Here is a 20412-nt window from a genome sequence, read left to right on the forward strand (position 1 = left end):
CCTGACTGTGGCTCGGCAGGCAGCTTAAGCCGCTTCAGGGAAAGTCTTCCCTGGCTGTTCAGCCATGGCGCCAGAAATCCCGACTCCGGTTAAGGCTGCTGACTCAGATGTGAATCGTGGCCCTCAGGTCTCGGCTTGCAACCTGCGCTCGAAACCGGAAACTGGCCTGGATGAAGCAGAGCCTCGACCATCTCCCCGCCGGCAAGCGCCGCGAACTAGAGTTCGTGGTCGACACCCTGCGCGCGGCGTTCGCCGGCGCCCTGGCGCACCGGACCATGCCGCGCTTCAGGAACGGCAAGCTGCTCAAGATCATCCTGTTCGGCAGCTACGCCCGTGGCGACTGGGTCGAGGATCCGGTCGGCCGGTACTTCTCCGACTTCGACATCCTCGTCGTCGTCAACCACGAGGACCTCGCCGACGTCCCAGAGTTCTGGACCAAGGCCGAGGAGGCGCTGGTTGACGCCCTGGCCTCCGGCCAACACCTGCGCACGCCCGTCAGCGTGATCTACCACGCCCTCGACGACGTGAATGAGCAGCTGACGCTCGGCCGGTACTTCTTCACGGATATCGTCCGCGACGGCGTCGTGCTGTTCGAAGAGCCGGGCCATCCGCTAGCGGCGCCGGCGCCACTGTCGGCAGCGCAGGCGCTTCAGGAGAGCCGGGATTACTACGAGGAATGGCTGACGAGCGCTGACACGTTCTTCCAAAACGCAAAGGACAACGTCGCGCGTCAGCGGCCCAAGGAAGCTGCCTTCCTGCTGCACCAGACCACAGAGCGTCTGTACCATGCGCTCTTCCTGGTCTTGACGCTCTACAGCCCGAAGACCCACAGCCTGAACCAGCTGCGCAAGCTGGCCGAGGGCCTCGACCCGGCCTTAGCCCAAGTCTGGCCGGGGCAGAACAAGTTCGAGCGCCGCTGCTATGAACTGATCCGCGAGGCCTACGTGAAGGCCCGCTACTCGCGCCACTACCACATTACCGCCGAGCAATTGGCGTGGCTGGAAGAACGGATCGGCATCCTGCGCGAGATGGTCCGCGAGCGCTGCGAGAAGCGCTTGGCCGAACTCCAGAGCGCCGCTTAGCGCTTCAAGCGCACGCCGGCGCCGACGGTGTCATCAGCCGGGACGAACACGACCCCGGCGACCTCCAGCGTGGATTGCAGCTTGGCGAGGTTTGCGGTGAGAATGTCGCCCTTGCCGGTCTCGAACCGCAGGATAGTGGAGTCGGCGACGCCCGAGGTCTCGGCCAACTTGCGGACGCTGAAGCCGACCGCCGCGCGGGCCATTCGAACTTGGGCCGGGACTATCATTGCACCACCGAGATTTAATCTATCGTGACTGAATTTCATTGACTTAGTCAGTGAATTTCAGTCGACTGTAGCGGCAACAGCATCGAACTCCACTGATTTGAGATCAGTTCGGATCGATCCCTCGCGCTGGGAACCTAGTCATGCCTGCGGACAGCCGATCGTTCTTTTCCCTCTCGCGCCGCGCCATCCTGGGCGCGGCGTCCGCCGTCCCGGTCGCCGTCGGCGCTTCGTCCGCCGAGGCCGACGCGATCGTCGAACGATGCGGGCAATGGCTGGCGGCAGACGCCGAGATCGATCGTCTGAGCTTGCGGTGGGCGGAGCTGGATCATCAGGCCGGCACCGAGAAGGAGAGCCTAGAGACGAGACTGAAGCATCTGCATCAGCGGCAGGCGAGCGGGCTGGAGCAGATCGCCGACATGCAGGCCCACGACCTGCGCGCCGTAGCCGGCAAGCTCGCGGTCGTGGCCAACGCCGCCCGTGAGTACGGCGGACCGATCCACGACATCGTCACGGATGCGCTCAGAGTGCTGATCGGGACGGCTTCTCGGAAAATATAGTACGAATATATTCTTCGTATATTCAGCTAACATTCGCTACATGTCGCCATCATGCGATTGTATTTGCTTAGCTTTTCAGGCATTATTACTGAGTTGATGTTGACCTGATCTTCGCCTGGACTGAGGCTGGTGGCCTTCCCTCGCGGAGCGGCCGCCATGGTCGATGAGCCCGGCAAGCTGACCCTGATCAGCGCCAGCAACGACAACGACCCAGGCGCCGAGGCGCGGGTCGAAGCCATGGTCATGGAGATCGCCCGGATACTGGGCCGCCAGATCGCCCGTGACGTTTTCCGGAGCGGCCAAGCCGCCAACGACAACACCTCCTCGCAGGAGACAGGCGAGGACTGACAAGGAAGGACCTTCGGTCATGACCCGTGTCGCTCTCTACGCTCGCTACTCCGACGACAAGCAGTCGCCCCATTCGATCGAAGACCAGTTCCGCATCTGCCGGATGCAGGCCGACAAGCAAGCCTGGGACGTGGTGGAGACCTATTCGGACGCGGCGATCTCCGGTGCAACCGTGGTCCTTCGCCCCGGCTTCCAGGCGCTGCTGCGTGACGCGCTGGCCGGGAAGTTCGACCTGGTTCTCGCCGAAGCCTTGGACCGGCTGAGCCGCGATCAGGAGGACATCGCCGGGGCGTACAAGCGCCTGCGCTTTGCGGGCGTGCCGATCGTCACCCTGTCGGAGGGCGAGATCAGCGAGCTTCACGTCGGCCTCAAGGGCACGATGAACGCGCTCTTCCTCAAGGACCTCGCCGCCAAGACCCATCGGGGCATCCGGGGGCGCGTGGAGGCCGGCAAGGTCGGCGGCGGCAACGCCTACGGCTATCGGGTGGTCCGGCAGATCGACGCGGCCGGGAAGGTCACGACGGGCGAGCGTGACATCGTTCCCGAGGAGGCTGAAATTATCGGTCGCATCTTCCGCGACTATGCCGCCGGCAAGAGCCCGCGCCGCATCGCCATCGAACTGAACGCCGAGGGCGTGACCGCGCCGTGGGGCAGCAAGTGGTGCGATAGCTCTATCCGGGCAACCGGGCCTTGGGTTCGGGCATCATCAACAACGAATTCTATGTTGGCCGCATGGTCTGGAACCGGCGTCGGCGGATGAAGAACCCCGACACCGGCCGAGTGGAGCCTCGGTTCAATCCCGAGAGCGAGTGGGTGAGCGTCGAGGCTCCGCACCTTCGCATCGTCAGCGACGCGCTGTGGGATGCGGCCCGGCAGCGTCAGGACAGCCTCATCCACGTCTATGAGGACAACATGGCCAAGAGCCGCACGGCGGCGGCTTCCGCCAACCGGCGGCCCAAGACCCTGCTGTCGGGTCTGCTGGTCTGTGGCGTCTGTGGCGGGGCCGTCGCCAAGCGCGGCAACAACCGCTTCGGCTGCGTCGGCCATGTGATGGGCAAGGGCTGCTCCAACAGCCGCACCATCGTCCGCGACGTGCTGGAAGCGCGGGTCATTGCCGGGCTCAAGGATCGCCTCGTCTCGCCCGACGTGATCGCCGAGGCCATGCGGGCCTTCATCGAGGAGAGCAATCGTCTGAAACCCACGCAACTGCGAACACGTCGCGTTATTGACAGCCCTAGGCTGGCTTTGGGCCGGTTCTAGGTCGGCCCGACCGCCAGACATCCTTTGTCACAAAGCCGCTGCATCGCAGCAAAACCCGAAAACCACCTTCGTCCCTGCGTCTGGCGATCCTCGCCATGACGCCCCGCCGCGGCGTCGTCCCCCCTTTTTCGGCGCCGCGGCGGCCAATCGACGGAGGTCCCTTGGAACAGTTTCTCGAACGCGCCGCCTTGTTTCGCGGCCAGGTCTTTCCCGCCCAGAGCGCCCTTTACGAGCGCCTGGCCAGTCATGGCCAGAGTCCCAAGGCCCTGATGATCTCGTGCGCCGACAGCCGCGTCGTGCCCGAGCTGATCACCCAGGCCAGTCCCGGCGACCTGTTCGTCTGCCGCAACGCCGGCAACATCGTGCCGCCGTTCTCCCAGGCCAACGGCGGGGTGTCGTCGGCGGTGGAATACGCGGTGGTGGCGCTGGGGGTGCGCGACATCGTCGTCTGCGGCCACTCCGATTGCGGGGCCATGAAGGCCTTCTCCCATCCCGAGGCTCTGGAGAAGATGCCCAATGTCGCCGCCTGGCTGCGCCACGCCCATGCAGCCCACAGCGTGGTCTGCTCGTGCTATCAGGACCTCGACGAGCACGGCCGAACGCGGGCCCTCTCGCTCGAGAACGTCGTCGTCCAGATCAACCACCTGCGCACCCACCCGTCGGTGGCCTCGGCCATCGCCAAGGGCGAGCTGACCCTGCACGGCTGGTTCTTCGAGATCGAGACCGGCCAGATCCAGGCCTATAACGGCGACACCGGCCAGTTCGAACAGGTCTATGAGGGCGCCCCGCTGCCCGTGGCCCAGCGCCCGTCCCGCCGCATGGTCGCGGCCGACCACCTGGGCATCGCCGCCGAATGACCCAGGCCGCCATCACCTCCCCCAAGGAGTCGCCGGGCGGCAAGCTCGGACTCCAGGCGATCCTGTCGCGCGACTTCACCGCCTCGATCGTCGTCTTCCTGGTGGCCATGCCGCTGTGCATGGGCATCGCCGTCGCCTCCGGCGTCCCGGCCGAGCGCGGCCTGGTCACGGGCATCATCGGCGGGATCATCGTCGGCGCCCTGGCCGGCTCGCCCCTGCAGGTCAGCGGTCCCGCCGCCGGCCTGGCCGTCATCGTCTTCGAGATCGTGTCCAAGCACGGCCTTTCGATGCTGGGTCCGCTCCTGCTGGCGGCCGGCCTGATCCAGCTGGTCGCCGGCGCGCTGAGGCTGGGCCAATGGTTCCGCGCCATCTCGCCGGCCGTGGTCCACGGCATGCTGGCGGGCATCGGTGTGCTGATCGTCGCCGGTCAGTTCCACGTCCTGTTCGCCGACAAGCCCAAGGCGCACGGGCTGGAGAACCTGGCCGCCATCCCGGCCGCCCTGGGCGGCGTCTCCTTCACCAGCCTCGGCGCGGTCGAGGCCGCCCTGGTGGTCGGCCTGGTCACCATCGGCTCGATCCTGGCGTGGGAGAAGTTCCGCCCCGCCAGGCTGAAGCTGGTTCCCGGCGCGCTGCTCGGGGTCCTGGCCGGCACGCTGGTCGCCCTGGGCTTCGGCCTCGACGTCCAGAAGATCGCCGTGCCGGAGTCGATCGCCGCGGCCATCGCCGTGCCCGGCGCGGCCGACCTCGCCCGGATGGCCGACCCGATGCTGCTGCTGACCGCCCTGGCGGTGGCGTTCATCGCCTCGGCCGAGACCCTGTTGTCGGCGGCCGCGGTCGATCGCATGCACGACGGTCCCCGCACGAAGTACAACAAGGAGCTGTTCGCCCAGGGCGTCGGCAACATGCTGTGCGGCGCGGTCGGGGCCCTGCCGATGACCGGCGTGATCGTGCGCAGCTCGGCCAACGTCCAGGCCGGGGCCGTCTCGCGGCTTTCGACCATGCTGCACGGCGCCTGGATCCTGGCCTTCGTCGCCCTGCTGCCCTGGCTGCTGCGGCAGGTCCCCAGCGCCGCCCTGGCCGGGGTCCTGGTGGTCACGGGTTGGAAGCTGGTCAGCCTGGACCACGTCCGCCACCTGTTCGCCCGCTACGGCCTGCTGCCCGCGGTGATCTGGGCGGCGACCTTCGTGGCGGTGGTGGCCACCGACCTGCTGACCGGCGTGCTGATCGGCATGGCCCTGACGCTGCTGGAGCTGATCCCCAACCTGCGGAAGATGCGCCTGCGGGTCGCCCAGCACGCGCTGAGCGAGACCGAGAGCGAGATCCGCCTGGAGGGCGCGGCGACCTTCGTCCAGCTGCCCAAGATCGCCAAGGTCCTGGACGCCGCGCCGATCGGGGGCGTTGTCCGCCTCGACACCCGGGCCCTGACCTGCCTGGACCACACCTGCGCCGAAGCCCTCGGCGACTGGCTGAAGGGCAAGGCCAGGGCGGGAGTGAAGGTCGAGCTGCCCAGTCCCTGCGCGTTCGGCGATCGTCTCCGCGCCGCCGTCGCCCACTGATCCGGCCGCCGCACCCAAGCCCAGGAACGCCCCCCCGTTCCTGGGCGCCTTCCTGGAGAACTCCCGATGACCAAGGCCCAGGAGCGCGCCGCCGAGATGGCCGCGCGGGTCCTCTGCGCTTACCTCAGCCGCAACCTCGTGCCGCCCGACGACCTGCCCGGGCTCACCGCCCGCACCTATGCCGCGCTCGAGGCGGTGCTGGCTCCTTTGCCGAGGGCGGAGCCGACCAGGCCGCCCAGCCCCGAAGCCATCGCCGCCAGCGTCACCCCTGACGCCATCGTCAGTTTCGAGAACGGCCGCCGCTATCGCTCGCTGCGCCGCCATCTCAAGCAGCAGGGCCTGACCGAGGCCCAATATCGCGCCAAATGGGGGTTGACCGACGACTATCCGCTGGTGGCCCGCAGCTTCTCGGATCTTCGCTCGCAAGCCGCGCGCCGCGGTCGATTGGGCGCCTAGACCGGCCTGATGTTGCACAATGCAACATTCTGATGTATCCGACCGCGGGACGATGGCGGCGCAGGAAGCGGTTTCATCGATAATCTGACGGTCGCGGGTTCGAGTCCCGCTGGCGGGGCCTCTCGCCATAGCTCAGTGGGTAGAGCATCAGGAACGCCGCTTCCGAATATTCCCCATCGTCACCGTTTTTCGTTGCATGAAGCAACAGGCTTGACTATACGAACGCCTCTCGTCGCTTCGGTGGCGGGAACGGAGGGCGGCGCAGGAAACGGTTACTTCGCCTGTCACGCGGGAGGTCGAGGGTTCGAATCCCTCCGGACGACGCAAGTCGCCCGTAGCTCAGTCTGGTAGAGCGCCACGCCGTTTCCGGATTTTCCCCCTCGGGAAGCCAATCGATCCGGCGGCGTAGCACAGCGGATTCTTCGGGTGACGGCAGGCGGGCGAAAGCTGCGCACCGTTTCCTCGCAAGAGGGAGGCCCGCGGTGCGCCTGTTCCCCGGAAGATCGTCGACGGCGGTGATGGCCAACCGGGTTCATCGCTCCAACCAAAGGGCGGCCGGGACGAAAGTCAACCGGGTCCGGGCGTCGCGAGCGCCCGGCGGAAGCGCCCTCCCGAGCCGAGTATTCCCCGTCGACATTTTTCTCGTCCAGCTTGTTGCATTACGCAACAAGCTGGACTAAAGAACTCTGGTCTTCGAAGAGACGCCGCCGGCGTCGCGAGGACCCGATCAGGCGACGAACGAGACCATGACTTCGAGCAATCTGAAGTTTGAACGTCCGGAGGGCTGCACGCCCTAGACCTCCCCGACGCCGGTTTCGGCCATCGGGGCCTGGACGTCTCGTCCGCCTCCCGACCGGCCTGGAAACCCCAAGCGACGTCAGGAGAAGAGCGCCATGCGCTTCAACATCTTCGCCAAGCGCCCCGACGTCACCTTCGAGGGCGCCCCCGCCGTGGTCCTCACGGCTGAACAACAACTGCGCCGGTCGGTGCTCTCGTGCCTCCTGTGGGAGGACGAGTTCTACGAGGACGGCCTGGCCATCGCCGACCGCATCGCCGCCCTGGCGAGCGCGGTCGCGCCGCAGGTCACGGCCGATCTCGCGATCGAGGCGCGCGAGACCTTCAAGCTGCGCCATGCGCCGCTGATGCTGCTCTGCGCCCTGACCCGCACGGGATCGGGCACGCCGCTGGTCGCTCAGACGATCGAGCGGGTGATCCAGCGCGCCGACGAACTCACCGAGTTCCTGGCGCTCTACTGGCGCCATGGCCGGCGGCCGCTGAGCAAGCAGACGAAGAAGGGCCTCGCGGCCGCCTTCGGCAAGTTCGACGCCTATCAGCTGGCCAAGTACGACCGCGAGGGTCCGGTGAAGCTGCGCGACGTGCTGTTCCTGGTCCACGCCAAGCCGAAGGACGAGGCGCAGGCGGCCCTGTGGAAGCAGGTCGCCGACCGCACGCTGACGGCGCCGGACACCTGGGAGGTCGCGCTCTCGGGCGGCGCGGACAAGCGCGAAACCTTCCAGCGCCTGCTGGCCGAGAAGAAGCTGGGCTACCTGGCCTTGCTCCGGAACCTCCGGAACATGGATCAGGCCGGCGTCGACGAGGCCCTGGTCAAGGACGCCATCCTGGCGCGGCGCGGCGCGGAACGGGTCCTGCCCTTCCGCTACGTGGCGGCCGCCCGGGCCGCGCCGCGGTTCGAGCCCTGGCTCGACCAGGCGCTGGCCGAGACCGTGCTGGAAGGCGCGGTCTTCGATGGGCGGACGATCATTCTGGTCGACGTCTCCGGCTCGATGGACGCCCGTCTGTCGGCCCGGTCGGACCTGACCCGGATGGACGCGGCCGCCACCCTGGCCTCGATCGTGCCGGGCGAGGTGCGGGTCTTCACCTTCTCCAACGCGGTGAAGGAGGTCCCGCCCCGTCGGGGCATGGCCGGGATCGACGTGGTGGTCCGCTCGCAGCCCCACGGCGGCACGGAACTGGGCAAGGCGATCGAAAAGATCAACGCCCTGGCCCACGACCGGCTGATCGTGGTGACCGACGAGCAGTCCCACGACCGGGTTCCGGCCCCGAAGGCGGCCAAGGCCTATATGGTCAACGTCGCCAGCGCCCGGAACGGCGTCGGCTACGGCCCGAACTGGGTCCATGTCGACGGCTTCTCCGAGGCCGTCCTGGGCTTCATCCGCGAGCACGAACGCCTGACGGCGGAGGTTCGCTAGGATGAGCCCGGAGGCCTTGCGGCAGGCGGCGATCACCCTTTTCGGCGAGCGGGGCTGGATGTCCCGGCTCGCCGAAACCCTGGGGGTGGACCGGTCCTCGGTGTCCCGCTGGTTCGCGGGCCTGCCGGTTCCCGGGCCGGTCGCCGCCGCCGTCGAGGCCTGGCTGCTCATCTACCGACTGACCGGTCTTCGGCCGGGCGAGTACGACCAGCTCGACCCGGCCGAAGACTCCCCTTCCGAAGACTGAACGCCCGTCCGAAAGCCTCCGATGTTCCTGTCGATCGCCACCACCCATCGCCCCGCCACCGACGTGGGCTTCCTGCTGCACAAGCACCCCGGCCGCGTGCACGAGACCGAGCTGCCGTTCGGTAAGGCGCACGTGTTCTATCCGCAGGTCGGCGAGGATCGCTGCGAGGCGGCCCTGATGCTGGACGTCGATCCCGTCGGCCTGGTGCGTGGCAAGGGCCGGGGCGACGGCCTGCTGGACCAGTACGTCAACGACCGCCCCTACGCCGCCTCGTCCTTCCTGTCGGTGGCCCTGGCCCGCGCTCTGCGTACGGCCATGACCGGGACCTCGCGCGAGCGGCCCGAATTGGCGGAGAGCGCGATCCCGCTGGAGGCCGTCGTCACGCCCCTGCCCGCGCGGGGCGGCGAGGCCCTGGTGCGCCAGCTGTTCGAGCCGCTGGGCTGGACCGCCGACGTCGAGAGCGTGGCCGGCGCGGACGGCGCGCCGTCGCGCTACGTGACCCTGCGCCTGTCGGCGACCGCGCGCCTGCGCGACCTGCTGAACCACCTCTATGTGCTGATCCCGGTGCTGGACGACGACAAGCACTACTGGGTCGGCGACGACGAGGTGGAGAAGCTGATGCGGCGCGGCGAGGGCTGGCTGGAAGCCCATCCGGCCCGCGACCTGATCGTCCGCCGCTACCTGATCCATCGCAAGGCCCTGGCCCGCGACGCTCTGGAGCGCCTGGCGCCCGAGACCCGCGACGAGGCCGTCGATCCGGCTGAACGCAAGCCCGGCGCCGAGGATGCGCTGGAAGCGCCGCTGCGCCTCAACGACGAACGGATGGCCGCCGTCGCCGAGGCCCTGCGCGCCAGCGGCGCCAAGGCGATCGCCGACCTCGGCTGCGGCGAGGGCAAGCTGCTGCAGCGCCTGGTGCGCGAACGCTGGGTCGAGCGCCTGATCGGCGTCGACGCCGCCGCCCGCGACTTGGAATGGGCGGCCAAGCGGCTGAAGCTGCACCTGGCCGGCGGTCCGCCCGAAGGTCGGGTCACCCTGCTGCACGGCTCGGTCACCTACCGCGATCGTCGCTGGGAGGATGTCGACGCCGCAGCCCTGGTCGAGGTGATCGAACATCTGGACGCCGACCGCCTGCCCGCCTTGCAGAAGGTGGTGTTCGGCGCGGCGGGGCCCAGGACCGTGGTCGTGACTACGCCGAACGCCGAGTACAACGCCCTCTTCCCGAACCTGACCGCCGGCGCCTTCCGCCATCCGGACCACCGGTTCGAGTGGACGCGGGCGCAGTTCCGCGCCTGGGCCGAAGGCGTGGCGTCCGCCCACGGCTACACGGTCGCCTACGACGACATCGGCAAGCGCGACGAGACGCTCGGCGCGCCGACCCAGATGGCCGTCTTCACGAGGGCTGGTTGATGTTCGGCAAGTCCAAGGAGGCGCTGGTCCGCCTCGACGTGCCGCAATCTTCGGTCGGCGCGCCTCTGCCCAGCCTGGTGGCGGACGAACAGACGTTGTTCGTCTGCTACCTGCTGCAGACCTACGAGCCGGACTGGGACGGATCGACGATCCGCGTCGTGGAACAGGACTCCGAGAACGAGCCCCTGGCGGTGCTCAAGGTCCCCTTCTGCCGGGCGCATCTCTTCGGCCCGCCCAACGACGAGGCCATCTCGGGGCACCGTCTGGCCAAGCTGGGCCTGGAGCCATTCTCCGCGTTCGAGGTCACGAACTCGGCCTGGATCGCCGACCTCGAGCGCGCCAATCGGGTCCATCCCTATCACCACGCATCGCAATACGCGGCGCTGCGCCACTTCATCTTCACCTTCCACGACAGCGTTCTAGAGTTCATCGCCGAGAGCTTCGAGGTCCGCCAAGCCTCCTCCCCTCTACGCGATACGCTCCGCCGCCTGGTCGACGAGCTTTGACGACACCATGACCACCCTCGACATTCCCGACTTCGCCCTCGTCGTGCTGATCGGCGCCTCGGGCTCCGGCAAATCGACCTTCGCCGCCAGGCATTTCGCCCCGACCGAGGTGATCTCGTCGGACCATTGCCGCGCGCTGGTCGTCGACGACGAGACCGACCAGTCGATCAGCGGCGACGCCTTCGAGCTGGTCAAGGCCATAGCCGACAAGCGCCTGAAGCACCGCCGGCTGACGGTGATCGACGCCACCAACGTGCGTCCCGCCGACCGCAAGGGCTGGATCGAGCTGGCCCGGCGCTGGCACGCCCTGCCCGTCGCGATCGTCCTGGACCCCGGCGTCGACACCTGCTTCTCGCGCAACAAGGCCCGCGCCGATCGCGACTTCGGCATCGGCGTCGTCCAGCGCATGAGCTCGGAGATCCGACACGGCCTGGGCGGCCTGCAGCGCGAGGGCTTCCGCCAGGTGTGGAAGCTGGCCAGCGAGGCCGAGATCGACGCCGCCGCCGTCGAGCGCAAGCCGTTGTGGACCGACAAGCGCCACGACCAGGGGCCGTTCGACATCGTCGGCGACATCCACGGCTGCGCCGACGAGCTGCAGGACCTGCTGGCGGCGCTGGGCTATGTCGTGGCGTGGGGCGAGACGAGCGGCGAGCGCTCGGTCGTCGTCACGCCGCCGGCGGGCCGCAAGGCCGTCTTCGTCGGCGACCTGGTGGATCGCGGGCCCAACTCGCCCGACGTGCTGCGCATCGTCATGAGCATGGTCGCGGCCGGAACCGCCTACTGCGTCCAGGGCAACCACGAGCGCAAGTTCGGCCGCTGGCTGGAAGGCCGCAAGGTGACGATCGCCCACGGCCTGCAGCAGACCATCGATCAGTACGACGGGACCGACCGCGGCTTCCGCGCCGCCCTGCCCGCCTTCCTGGACGACCTGCGCAGCCACGTCTGGCTGGACGGCGGTCGCCTGGCCGTGGTCCATGCGGGCCTCAAGGCCGAGATGATCGGCCGCGGCTCGGGCGCGGTGCGCGAGTTCGCGCTCTATGGCGAGACCACCGGCGAGATCGACGAGTTCGGCCTGCCCGTCCGGGCCGACTGGGCGGCCGGCTATCGGGGCGAGACGGCGGTCGTCTACGGTCACACGCCCATGCCCGAGACCCAGTGGGTCAACAACACGCTCTGCATCGACACCGGCTGCGTGTTCGGCGGCAAGCTGACGGCCCTGCGCTGGCCCGAAAAGGCCCTGGTCGAGGTCCCCGCTCGCCAGGTCTGGTGCGAACCCATGCGCCCGCTGCGTCCCGTCGGCGGCGACCGCTCGAGCCAGGCCGCCGCCGACGACCTGCTGGACATGGAGGACGTCAGCGGCCGACGCTGGATCGACACGACCTTGCGCGGTCGCGTGGTGGTCGCCGAGGAGAACGCCTCGGCCGCCATCGAGGTGATGAGCCGCTTCGCCCTGGCCCCGCAGTGGCTGGCCTATCTGCCGCCGACCATGTCGCCGGTCGAGACCAGCGCGCGCGACGGCTGGCTGGAACGTCCCGAGGAGGCCTTCGCCCACTATCGCGAGCGCGGCGTGGCCGAGGTGGTCTGCGAGGAAAAGCACATGGGCTCGCGGGCCGTGATCGCCCTTTGCCGAACGGCGGAGGCGGCGAAGGCCCGCTTCGACGCCGCGGACGGCGAGACCGGCGCGATCTGGACCCGCACGGGGCGCGGCTTCTTCGCCGAGACCGCGACGACCGAAGCCCTGCTGGCCCGGCTGCGCGCCGCCGTCGAGGCCGCCGGCCTGTGGGACGAGCTTTCCACCGACTGGCTGCTGCTGGACGCCGAGATCATGCCCTGGTCGGCCAAGGCCGGCGCCCTGATCGACGCCCAGTACGCCCCCGTCGCGGCCTCGTCCCGCGCGGGGCTCGCGGCGGCGGCGGAGGCGCTGTCGCGCGCCGCGGCCCATGGCGCGCCGGTCGCCGAACTGCTGGCGAAGGTCGCGGACCGGGCCGGGCGCGCCGACCTCTACGCCAAGGCCTGGGCGCCCTATGTCTGGCCGGTTTCCGGGGTCGACGACCTGAAGGTCGCGCCGTTCCATCTGCTGGCCAGCGAGGGGCGCGTGTGGTTCGACCAGGATCATGCCTGGCACATGGGCCTGGCCGAGCGCCTGGCGGCGACCGGCGATCCGGTCGTCGCCTCCACCCGCTGGCGCGTCGTGCCGCTGGCCGACGACGCCGCCTGCGCCGAGGCCGTCGCCTGGTGGGAAGCCCTGACCGGCGCCGGGGGCGAAGGCATGGTCGTCAAGCCGCGCGACTTCGTGGCGCGCGGCGCCAAGGGCCTCCTGCAGCCGGCGCTGAAGGTGCGCGGCCGCGAGTACCTGCGGATCATCTACGGTCCGGAGTACGACGCGCCCGAACACCTGGAACGCCTGCGCGTGCGAGGCCTGGGCGGCAAGCGCAACCTGGCGCTCCGCGAGTTCGCGCTCGGTCACGAGGCGCTTAAGCGCTTCGTCGAACGCGCGCCGCTGCGCCGGGTCCACGAATGCGTCTTCGCCGTGCTGGCGATGGAGAGCGAGCCGATCGACCCAAGGCTATAGGGGCGACAGCAAGCGGCGCCGGAGTCTTCGCCCAGGCGTCCGGGCGGCCTCGAGCCGAGGAGCGCAGGCGGCGGACTGAAACTCCGGTCCCAGGCCTCAGGAGAGAAGCCGCGCTTCTCGCCGCGCTCCCGCTTGCCCCGCCGCGATTCCCATCCCACCTTTGAGTCATGAGCGACCGTTCGACAGGCCTGGCCCCTTCCAAGCTGACGGCGGTGCTGGGCCCGACCAACACCGGCAAGACCCATCTGGCCGTCGAGCGGATGCTGGGCCACGCCTCGGGGATGATCGGCCTGCCGCTGCGGCTGCTGGCGCGGGAGATCTACGACCGGATCGTCAAGCTGCGCGGCAAGGCGTCGGTCGCCCTGATCACCGGCGAGGAGAAGATCGTCCCGCCGCGCGCCGCCTATTTCGTCTGCACGGTCGAGGCCATGCCGCTGGGCCGCGAGGTCGAGTTCGTGGCCATCGACGAGATCCAGCTGTGCGCCGATCCCGAGCGCGGCCACATCTTCACCCACCGCCTGCTGCACGCCCGGGGCAAGTTCGAGACCATGCTGCTGGGGGCCGGGACCATGGCCCCGCTGGTGCGCCGCCTGCTGCCCGACGCCGAGATCGTCAGCCGCGAACGCTTTTCGACCCTGACCTATTCCGGCTCCAAGAAGCTGACCCGCCTGCCGCGCCGCTCGGCGGTGGTCGCCTTCTCGACCGACGCCGTCTACGCCATCGCCGAGTTGATCCGCCGGCAGAGGGGCGGGGCGGCGGTGGTCATGGGCAGCTTGAGCCCCCGCACCCGCAACGCCCAGGTCGCGCTCTACCAGTCCGGAGACGTCGACTTCCTGGTAGCCACCGACGCCATCGGCATGGGCCTGAACATGGACGTCGACCACGTGGCCTTCGCGGGCCTGCGCAAGTTCGACGGCCGGCGCACCCGCTGGCTGCACCCGCAGGAGGTGGGCCAGATCGCCGGCCGGGCCGGGCGCTACACCCGCGACGGCACGTTCGGGGTCACGGGCGACTGCGAGGAGATGGACGAGGACCTCGTCGAGAGCGTCGTCAACCACCAGTTCGAGCCGGTGATGGGCGCGGAGTGGCGCAACGCCCGGCTGGACTTCGGATCCTTGCAGGGCCTGCTGCGCTCGCTGGCCGAGCCGCCGCATCGCGCGGGCCTGTCGCTGTCGGAAGAGGCGCTGGACGAGCGCACCCTGCGCAAGCTGGCCCAGCAGGAGGACGTGGTCGCCCGCTGCAAGGCCGACCGCTCGGCCTTGATCCGGCTGTGGGACGTGTGCCAGACGCCGGACTTCCGCAAGACCACCGACGACGACCACCAGCGCATGGTCCGCACCCTGTTCGACGACCTGACCACGGGCCGCAAGCGCCTGCCCGAGGACTGGATCGCCGGCCAGTTCAAGGCGCTGGACCGCACCGACGGCGAGATCGACAGCCTGGCCGCCCGCCTGTCCGGCGTGCGCACCCTCAGCTACATCGCCAACCGCGGCGACTGGCTGCACAACCCCGTCCACTGGCAGGGCACGACGCGGCAGCTGGAGGACCGGCTCTCCGACACCCTGCACGAGAAACTGATGGCCCGGTTCATCGACCGGCGCACCAGCGTGCTGATGCGCCAGCTGGGCGACCGCGAGACCATGCTGGCCGGCGTCGGGGCCGACGGGGCGGTGACGGTCGAGGGCCAGGTGGTCGGCCGGCTGACCGGCGTCACCTTCGTCCAGGAAAAGGGCGCCAGCGCGCTGGAGGAGAAGGCGCTGCGCAACACCGCCCAGCGGGCGGTCACCCCCGAGATCGCCCGTCGCCTGGGCAAGTTGGCGGCCGAGCCCGACGGCGCCTTCGCCCTGACGCCAGACGGCGTGGTGCTGTGGAACGGCGAGGCGGCCGGGGCGGTGAGAGCCGGAGGCGACCTGCTCCATCCTCGCGCGCGCCTGCTGGGCGAACTGGGCGAGGCCAGTGTCCGGGAACGCGCCGAGCGGCGGCTGGACGCCTTCCTGGCCGCCGAGGTCGATCGCAAGCTGCCCGGCCTGCGCAAGCTGGAGCGGGCGCTGTCCGGCGGCGAGCTGAAGGGTCTGCCGCGCGGCCTGGCCCACCGGCTGCTGGAGGCCGGCGGCGTGCTGGACAAGCGCGCGGTCGACCCGGACCTGAAGGCGATGAGCCAGGCCGAACGGCGCAACCTCAAGGCCCTGGGCGTGCGGATCGGGGCGTTCAGCCTGTTCCTGCCGTCGGTACTGCGGCCAGAGGCCGTGGCGACCGCCCGCGCTTTGATGCCGGGCGGCTGGCGCGGGCAGAGCGAGCGCCTGGCCGCCGCGCCCACTCCCGCGCCGGACGCCCGCGCCCTGTCGGCCAACGGCCTGCGGCTGGTGGGCCGGCATCTGGCCCCGGTCGAAATGCTGGAGCGGCTGGACGCCCTGCTGCGCGAGGGCCAGCGGCCGGGCGGGGTGGTGCTGACCGACGCGGCCCGCGACACCCTGGGCTGGACCCCGGCCGAGGCCGCCGCCGTGCTGCGGGCCCTGGACTACACCCCCGCGATCCGGCCCAAGGAGGGCGACCCGATCGTGTGGAAGCGGCGCAGCGCCCAGCGGCCCGAGCCCAGGGTCACGCCACGTCCGGATTCGCCGTTCGCGGCCCTGGCCAGGCTGACCGAGCCGCCGCCGAGGCGGAAAAAGCCGCGCCGCCGCAAACCGGCCGCCGCCGCCAAGGCCGCCTCATGAGCGACGAGGATCCGGGCCACTGCCGCGCCGACGTCTGGCTGTGGCGCGCGCGGTTCTTCAAGACCCGTTCCCTGGCCGGCCGCTTCGTCGAGGAAGGCCGCATCCGCCTGACCCGGACGGGCGTCGAGAGCCGCGTCGACAAGCCCTCGCGCGGCCTGCGCATCGGCGACGCCCTGATGTTCGCCATCGGCGGCCGCGTCGTCTCGGTGCGCGTGCTGGGCTTCGGCGAGCGGCGGGGCCCGGCGACGGAAGCGCGGGAGTTGTACGAGGCGGTGGAGGGGTAGGGACCGCTTGGCCCTATGCCTTTCCGTCGAACACCAGCTGGGTTCCGACATAGGGGCGTATCACCTTGTCCGGCATCAGGCGCGTCGCCTCGGCGATGAACACCTCCCCGGTGCAGTGCATGGGAATGATGTAGGTCGGGTCCATCTTGACGAATTCAGCGGCTGTCCGCCTGGCCTCGTCCTCGGTCCGTGGACGCACCAGGTGGAAGCCGCCGACCACCGCATGGACCTCGTCGACCCCCGATAGCGCCTGGGCCCGCCGGACGGCGTTGAGCACGCCCCGGTGACTGCAGCAGGACACCACCACAAGGCCCAGGCCCCTGACCACGTAGCAGGTGGCCAGTTCGTGCTCGCCGTCGTCGGGCGTCTGGCCGTCGCGCTTGCCCGGCGACAGCTTGGCCGCGTCGCACCCCACCCCGGCGCGCATGGCCGTGGGTATGGCTGCCCGCTCGAAGGAGGTCAGCGGGATGACGCCGGTGGTGAAGGCCTGGTCGGCGACGACCGCCGGCTCAGGCGCGATGCGCACCTGCAGGCCTGCCCGGGCCAGCTCGCCGCGATCCAGCGCCCCCATCACCGGCGGGGGCGAGGCAATCATCGCCACCCGCTCGCAGAAGGTTTCCTCGCCGCCGACATAGAGCGGCAGGTGGCGATCCCTGGCGGGTCGTCCCGCGAACAGGCCGGCGAAGCCGCCATAGTGGTCCAGATGGCCATGGCTCAGCACCGCGGCGTCGAACTGGTCGGGGTCGAGGCCCAGCAAGGCGAGATTGTTGGTCAGGGTCTCCGGCGTGTAGCCGAAGTCCACCAGGACGCGCCGGGTCTGATCCCTGATCCGCGACGTGCCCAGGATCGACAGCCCGAACTCGGCCTTCAGCGCCTGGCGGGACATCCGCGGGCGTCGGTCGCCCGTCTCGCGGCGCACCTCGAAGCCAGGCAGGGTCAGGTTGGGGAGGAAGGGGCCGAAGGTCGCATTGTCGATCAGCACTTGCAGCGTCAGTTGGTCGACGACGGGCGCCTTGAAGCGCGGCTCGGCCCGCACCGGGCTCATCGACATGCCCGACAGGCTGGCCAGCAGGCCGGCGATCAACGCCCGCCGATCGGTAAAGAGCTCGGGCATCGAGGGCATCGCGCGTCTCCGGCCGGCGTCGGCGGACGCGATCCTCCCACGAAGCCGGCGTTTCGGCTACGACCGCGCAAAGCGCGAGCGAACGCCCTACCGCCCCGCCTTGGTGTAGGCGTTGATCGCGGGGGCCATTTCCGGCGTCGGCGCGACCGCCGGGGCGGCCGGCTCCGCCGCCGCGCCGGCCAGGCGAGCCTGGGCCTCGGGCGACAGGGTGACGGTGTCGGTCGCCGCGGGCGGCGCCTGGACGGCGTCGAGGTCGGCCTGGAGGCGGGCCCGGTAGTCGTCGACCGAGGCCGGCGGCGGCGAGCCGGGCATGCCCACCTGCAGCGAGGCGATGATCTGCTGGTGGTCGCTCGACAGGCCGTCGAAGGCCTCCTTCATCCGCTGCTGCGGAACGGGCGGGGCGGCGTCCGCGCCGGGCCAGGCGGCGCGGGTGAAGGTGTTGACCGCGGTCTGGATCGTCTTGGCGAACGGCGACTCGGTCAGGGCGTGGGTCAGGGCGGCGCGCTCGCCGTGGCCGGCGCCCGCCCAGCGGCCGGACAGGGCGTGATAGGCGTCCAGCTGGCGACCGACCGGGGTCGCGCCGCTGGCGTCGTTGACCGCCGCGGTCGCCGCCGCGACGCCGCCTGAAAAGGAAAAGGCCGTCTGGCCGCCGCCGGCCGTCGCCGAGATCTGGTCTATCTTCATCGCACCGGCAAATTCGCGTCGGTCGGGTGAAGAGAAGATGAAGCGCCCGCGCGACGCAAGGTCGCGGGACCGCTATGCCCCAAAACGCAGCAGATAGCCGGGCACCATCGCCGCCGGCATCGGCCGGCTGAAATGGTAGCCCTGGATCTGGTCGCAGCCGTAGTCGGCCAGGGCCTCCAGCTGGTCCTGGTCCTCGACGCCCTCGGCGACCACCTTCATGCCCATCGAGCTGCCCAGGGTGATCACCGCCTTGACGATGGCGGCGTCCTCCGCGTTCTGGACGAAGGACTTGTCGATCTTCAGCCGGTCGATCGGGAACTGGCGCAGGTTGGCCAGGCTGGCGTAGCCGGTGCCGAAGTCGTCGAGGGCGATCATCACCCCGGCCTGGTGCAGCTGGCGGACGGTGTCGCTGACCATGTCCGAGCCCCAGCCCATATAGACGTTCTCGGTGACCTCGATGGTCAGCCGGTCGCAGGGCACGTTCCAGCGGGCCAGACGCTCCTGGACCTCCTGGGCCAGGCGCCCGCTGCGGAACTGGGCGGCCGAGATGTTGACCGCCACGCGGCCGAACTCGACGCCGTCGTCCAGCCACTGGCGCATCTGTTTCAAGGCGGTCTCGAACGCCAGGTCGCCCAGCTTCAGCGACAGGTCCTGGTCCTCGAAGGCGGCCATGAAGCGGTCGGGGGTCAGCACGCCCTGCTCGGGATGGTCCCAGCGCATCAGCGCCTCGAAGCCGCTGACGCTGTTGGACGCCAGGTCGACCACCGGCTGGTAGTAGAGCACGAACTCCTTGGCGGTGATCGCCGCGCGCACGTCGCGCAGCAACTCGATCCGTCGCTCCAGGGCCGAGCGCATCGAGGGGTCGAAGACGACGCTGCGGTTGCGCCCCTCGTCCTTGGCCCGGTAGAGGGCGATGTCGGCGTTCTTGATCATGTGGCTGGGATCGGCGTCGGGATCACCGTGCAGCGCCGCCCCGATGCTGGCGCTGACCGAGAAGCTGCGGCCGGCGTGCTCGATGGGTCGGCGCAGCAGGTCCTGCAGGGCGTTGACCGGCCGCATCATGTCGGCCTCCGAATGCAGGCCGCGCAGGATCACGGCGAACTCGTCGCCGCCCAGCCGGGCCACCGTGTCGCCGGACCGGAACGCCGCGTGCAGCATCTCGGCCAGGCGTTTCAGCAGCGCGTCGCCGGCGTCGTGGCCCAGGGTGTCGTTGATGTCCTTGAAGTGGTCGACGTCGATCATGATCAGGCCGAACAGCTCGCCCATGATCTCCGAGGCGTCGACGGCCTCCTGGAACTTGCGATTGAAATAGGCGCGGTTGGGCAGGCCGGTCAGGCTGTCCTTGAAGGCCAGGTTCTCGACGGCCTCGGTCTGGCGGCGGCGGTCGGTGATGTCCTTGAACAGATTGACCAGACGCTCGGGCTTGCCGTCGGCGCCCAGGAACTTCTTCCCGACCGAGCGCACCCAGGTCTCGACCCCGTCGTCGCGGTTGAGGCGGAACTCGAAGACCTGGGCCTCGCCGTCCTTGCGCGACCGGACCATTTCGGCGATCCGCTCATAGTCGTCGGGATGGACGATCTCCAGCGGGTCGTTCTTGAACAGGCACCACTTCTCCAGTTCGGGCGAGGTGCCCGAGCAGTAGATCTCGCCGGTCCGCAGGTCGTATTCGCGGACCATCAGTTCATCGAGCTCCAGCGCCATCCTCAGCCGCTGCTGGTCGCGTTCGGCCTTCAGAGCGGTCTCCGCGTAGCCGCTGACGTCGCGGGCGGTGACGATCACCGCCAGGGTGCGGCCGGCCTCGCCCTCCCCTTGCCCCGATTGGGTGGCGGCGAATTCGGTGCGCCAGATCCGGGGCTCGGCGTCATTGAGGGCGATGGAGCGGTAGCGCGAGAACGGCTCGCCGAACGCCACGCAGCGCTCCAGGCTGGCGACGTCCTCGGGGCTGACCAGGCCGCGGCGGAAATCGTCGCCGATCGAAACGCCGGGCGACAGGCCGTGGCTGGCCCAGTCGGGACTGACGGCGGTCAGGCGGAAGTCGGCGTCGACCAGGGCCGCCGCGAACGGGGCGTGGCGCACGAAGGTTTCGAAGGCGTCCATCTGGGCGCCCAGGGTCTTGGTCTGCGGGGTCGTGATCGAGACCTGGGGGCGCACGGCGGTTCTCGTCATGGTCGGGTAGTCGACTTCTTGTTTGTTTTCCTCGGCTTGGTTGTGACCGAGCTTCGATAAGAAAGGGTAACGTAACGGCGGTATCCAAAGATCCGCGCCAATTTGAGGTGGCGCCGGCCGCCCACAGGGAGGGGGATGTGAGAAATCCTGGGCCCG

At 69.5% G+C, this 20412-nt stretch carries 19 protein-coding genes; 15 read left to right on the forward strand and 4 right to left on the reverse strand.

The window, feature by feature from the left end; all coding sequences use genetic code 11:
- The first annotated feature begins 170 nt into the window (after positions 1-170).
- Complete coding sequence (locus ASD47_RS07035) at positions 171-1082, forward strand: HEPN domain-containing protein (RefSeq protein ID WP_056753557.1); 912 nt, start codon at positions 171-173, stop codon at positions 1080-1082.
- Here the strand turns inward: ASD47_RS07035 and ASD47_RS07040 are convergent.
- On the reverse strand, positions 1079-1285 hold the full coding sequence (locus tag ASD47_RS07040; RefSeq protein WP_056753560.1) for a helix-turn-helix domain-containing protein: 207 nt from the start codon (positions 1283-1285) through the stop codon (positions 1079-1081). The two genes, ASD47_RS07035 and ASD47_RS07040, sit on opposite strands and share 4 nt — an antisense overlap.
- A 164-nt stretch (positions 1286-1449) precedes the next feature.
- Here ASD47_RS07040 and ASD47_RS07045 point away from each other — a divergent pair, with 164 nt between their 5' ends.
- The 14 genes from ASD47_RS07045 to ASD47_RS07105 all read left to right on the forward strand — a co-directional run bounded on the left by ASD47_RS07045 (position 1450) and on the right by ASD47_RS07105 (position 16283).
- Positions 1450-1866 (forward strand): hypothetical protein, encoded by a 417-nt coding sequence (locus ASD47_RS07045; protein ID WP_056753561.1) that lies wholly within the window; start codon positions 1450-1452, stop codon positions 1864-1866.
- Between the two features lie 156 nt (positions 1867-2022).
- Positions 2023-2214 (forward strand): hypothetical protein, encoded by a 192-nt coding sequence (locus ASD47_RS07050; RefSeq protein ID WP_056753562.1) that lies wholly within the window; start codon positions 2023-2025, stop codon positions 2212-2214.
- A 19-nt stretch (positions 2215-2233) separates the two neighbouring features.
- Complete coding sequence (locus ASD47_RS27235; RefSeq protein WP_200945236.1) at positions 2234-2974, forward strand: recombinase family protein; 741 nt, start codon at positions 2234-2236, stop codon at positions 2972-2974.
- Positions 2971-3474: a recombinase zinc beta ribbon domain-containing protein gene (locus ASD47_RS27240; RefSeq protein WP_200945237.1), complete on the forward strand. Its 504-nt coding sequence runs from the start codon at positions 2971-2973 to the stop codon at positions 3472-3474. Before ASD47_RS27235 ends, ASD47_RS27240 begins: the two co-directional genes overlap by 4 nt.
- Positions 3475-3635: 161 nt before the next feature.
- Entirely contained in the window at positions 3636-4331 is a 696-nt protein-coding gene (locus tag ASD47_RS07060; RefSeq protein WP_056753563.1) for a carbonic anhydrase, read from the forward strand.
- Positions 4328-5887 carry a SulP family inorganic anion transporter gene (locus ASD47_RS07065; protein ID WP_082564505.1) on the forward strand — a complete coding sequence of 520 codons (1560 nt, stop codon included), beginning with the start codon at positions 4328-4330 and terminating at the stop codon, positions 5885-5887. Before ASD47_RS07060 ends, ASD47_RS07065 begins: the two co-directional genes overlap by 4 nt.
- Before the next feature lie 66 nt (positions 5888-5953).
- Positions 5954-6343, forward strand: coding sequence for a MucR family transcriptional regulator (locus tag ASD47_RS07070; protein ID WP_056753568.1), 390 nt, complete (start codon positions 5954-5956; stop codon positions 6341-6343).
- 893 nt (positions 6344-7236) lie between these two features.
- Positions 7237-8553 (forward strand): TROVE domain-containing protein, encoded by a 1317-nt coding sequence (locus ASD47_RS07075; protein WP_056753571.1) that lies wholly within the window; start codon positions 7237-7239, stop codon positions 8551-8553.
- A gap of 1 nt (position 8554) precedes the next feature.
- Positions 8555-8800 carry a hypothetical protein gene (locus ASD47_RS07080; RefSeq protein ID WP_056753575.1) on the forward strand — a complete coding sequence of 82 codons (246 nt, stop codon included), beginning with the start codon at positions 8555-8557 and terminating at the stop codon, positions 8798-8800.
- Positions 8801-8821: 21 nt separating this feature from the next.
- Positions 8822-10207, forward strand: coding sequence for a 3' terminal RNA ribose 2'-O-methyltransferase Hen1 (locus ASD47_RS07085; RefSeq protein ID WP_056753578.1), 1386 nt, complete (start codon positions 8822-8824; stop codon positions 10205-10207).
- Positions 10207-10713 (forward strand): hypothetical protein, encoded by a 507-nt coding sequence (locus ASD47_RS07090; protein ID WP_056753580.1) that lies wholly within the window; start codon positions 10207-10209, stop codon positions 10711-10713. Before ASD47_RS07085 ends, ASD47_RS07090 begins: the two co-directional genes overlap by 1 nt.
- Before the next feature lie 7 nt (positions 10714-10720).
- Positions 10721-13285 (forward strand): polynucleotide kinase-phosphatase, encoded by a 2565-nt coding sequence (locus ASD47_RS07095; protein ID WP_056753590.1) that lies wholly within the window; start codon positions 10721-10723, stop codon positions 13283-13285.
- 167 nt (positions 13286-13452) lie between these two features.
- Positions 13453-15999, forward strand: a complete 2547-nt coding sequence (locus ASD47_RS07100) for a helicase-related protein (RefSeq protein WP_056753592.1) — start codon at positions 13453-13455, stop codon at positions 15997-15999.
- Positions 15996-16283 carry an RNA-binding S4 domain-containing protein gene (locus tag ASD47_RS07105; RefSeq protein ID WP_056753595.1) on the forward strand — a complete coding sequence of 96 codons (288 nt, stop codon included), beginning with the start codon at positions 15996-15998 and terminating at the stop codon, positions 16281-16283. The genes ASD47_RS07100 and ASD47_RS07105 overlap by 4 nt, the downstream gene beginning before the upstream one ends.
- A 13-nt stretch (positions 16284-16296) precedes the next feature.
- Here ASD47_RS07105 and ASD47_RS07110 read toward each other — a convergent pair whose 3' ends face one another.
- The 3 genes from ASD47_RS07110 to ASD47_RS07120 all read right to left on the reverse strand — a co-directional run bounded on the left by ASD47_RS07110 (position 16297) and on the right by ASD47_RS07120 (position 20256).
- The gene (locus ASD47_RS07110; protein ID WP_056753598.1) at positions 16297-17406 is read right to left on the reverse strand and encodes an MBL fold metallo-hydrolase; all 1110 of its coding nucleotides are present in this window, start codon (positions 17404-17406) and stop codon (positions 16297-16299) included.
- 87 nt (positions 17407-17493) lie between these two features.
- Complete coding sequence (locus tag ASD47_RS07115) at positions 17494-18090, reverse strand: hypothetical protein (protein ID WP_056753600.1); 597 nt, start codon at positions 18088-18090, stop codon at positions 17494-17496.
- A 72-nt stretch (positions 18091-18162) separates the two neighbouring features.
- Positions 18163-20256, reverse strand: a complete 2094-nt coding sequence (locus ASD47_RS07120; RefSeq protein ID WP_156402144.1) for an EAL domain-containing protein — start codon at positions 20254-20256, stop codon at positions 18163-18165.
- Between the last annotated feature and the right edge of the window lie 156 nt (positions 20257-20412).

This window comes from Caulobacter sp. Root1472 (assembly GCF_001426985.1).
Taxonomy (GTDB): domain Bacteria; phylum Pseudomonadota; class Alphaproteobacteria; order Caulobacterales; family Caulobacteraceae; genus Caulobacter; species Caulobacter rhizosphaerae.

Bases quoted from the DNA above. Each gene is read 5' to 3' on its own strand.
- ASD47_RS07035 (WP_056753557.1), top strand. From the start codon at position 171: ATGAAGCAGAGCCTCGACCATCTCCCCGCCGGCAAGCGCCGCGAACTA.
- ASD47_RS07040 (WP_056753560.1), bottom strand. From the start codon at position 1,285: ATGGCCCGCGCGGCGGTCGGCTTCAGCGTCCGCAAGTTGGCCGAGACC.
- ASD47_RS07045 (WP_056753561.1), top strand. From the start codon at position 1,450: ATGCCTGCGGACAGCCGATCGTTCTTTTCCCTCTCGCGCCGCGCCATC.
- ASD47_RS07050 (WP_056753562.1), top strand. From the start codon at position 2,023: ATGGTCGATGAGCCCGGCAAGCTGACCCTGATCAGCGCCAGCAACGAC.
- ASD47_RS27235 (WP_200945236.1), top strand. From the start codon at position 2,234: ATGACCCGTGTCGCTCTCTACGCTCGCTACTCCGACGACAAGCAGTCG.
- ASD47_RS27240 (WP_200945237.1), top strand. From the start codon at position 2,971: ATGAAGAACCCCGACACCGGCCGAGTGGAGCCTCGGTTCAATCCCGAG.
- ASD47_RS07065 (WP_082564505.1), top strand. From the start codon at position 4,328: ATGACCCAGGCCGCCATCACCTCCCCCAAGGAGTCGCCGGGCGGCAAG.
- ASD47_RS07070 (WP_056753568.1), top strand. From the start codon at position 5,954: ATGACCAAGGCCCAGGAGCGCGCCGCCGAGATGGCCGCGCGGGTCCTC.
- ASD47_RS07075 (WP_056753571.1), top strand. From the start codon at position 7,237: ATGCGCTTCAACATCTTCGCCAAGCGCCCCGACGTCACCTTCGAGGGC.
- ASD47_RS07080 (WP_056753575.1), top strand. From the start codon at position 8,555: ATGAGCCCGGAGGCCTTGCGGCAGGCGGCGATCACCCTTTTCGGCGAG.
- ASD47_RS07085 (WP_056753578.1), top strand. From the start codon at position 8,822: ATGTTCCTGTCGATCGCCACCACCCATCGCCCCGCCACCGACGTGGGC.
- ASD47_RS07090 (WP_056753580.1), top strand. From the start codon at position 10,207: ATGTTCGGCAAGTCCAAGGAGGCGCTGGTCCGCCTCGACGTGCCGCAA.
- ASD47_RS07095 (WP_056753590.1), top strand. From the start codon at position 10,721: ATGACCACCCTCGACATTCCCGACTTCGCCCTCGTCGTGCTGATCGGC.
- ASD47_RS07100 (WP_056753592.1), top strand. From the start codon at position 13,453: ATGAGCGACCGTTCGACAGGCCTGGCCCCTTCCAAGCTGACGGCGGTG.
- ASD47_RS07105 (WP_056753595.1), top strand. From the start codon at position 15,996: ATGAGCGACGAGGATCCGGGCCACTGCCGCGCCGACGTCTGGCTGTGG.
- ASD47_RS07110 (WP_056753598.1), bottom strand. From the start codon at position 17,406: ATGCCCTCGATGCCCGAGCTCTTTACCGATCGGCGGGCGTTGATCGCC.
- ASD47_RS07115 (WP_056753600.1), bottom strand. From the start codon at position 18,090: ATGAAGATAGACCAGATCTCGGCGACGGCCGGCGGCGGCCAGACGGCC.
- ASD47_RS07120 (WP_156402144.1), bottom strand. From the start codon at position 20,256: ATGACGAGAACCGCCGTGCGCCCCCAGGTCTCGATCACGACCCCGCAG.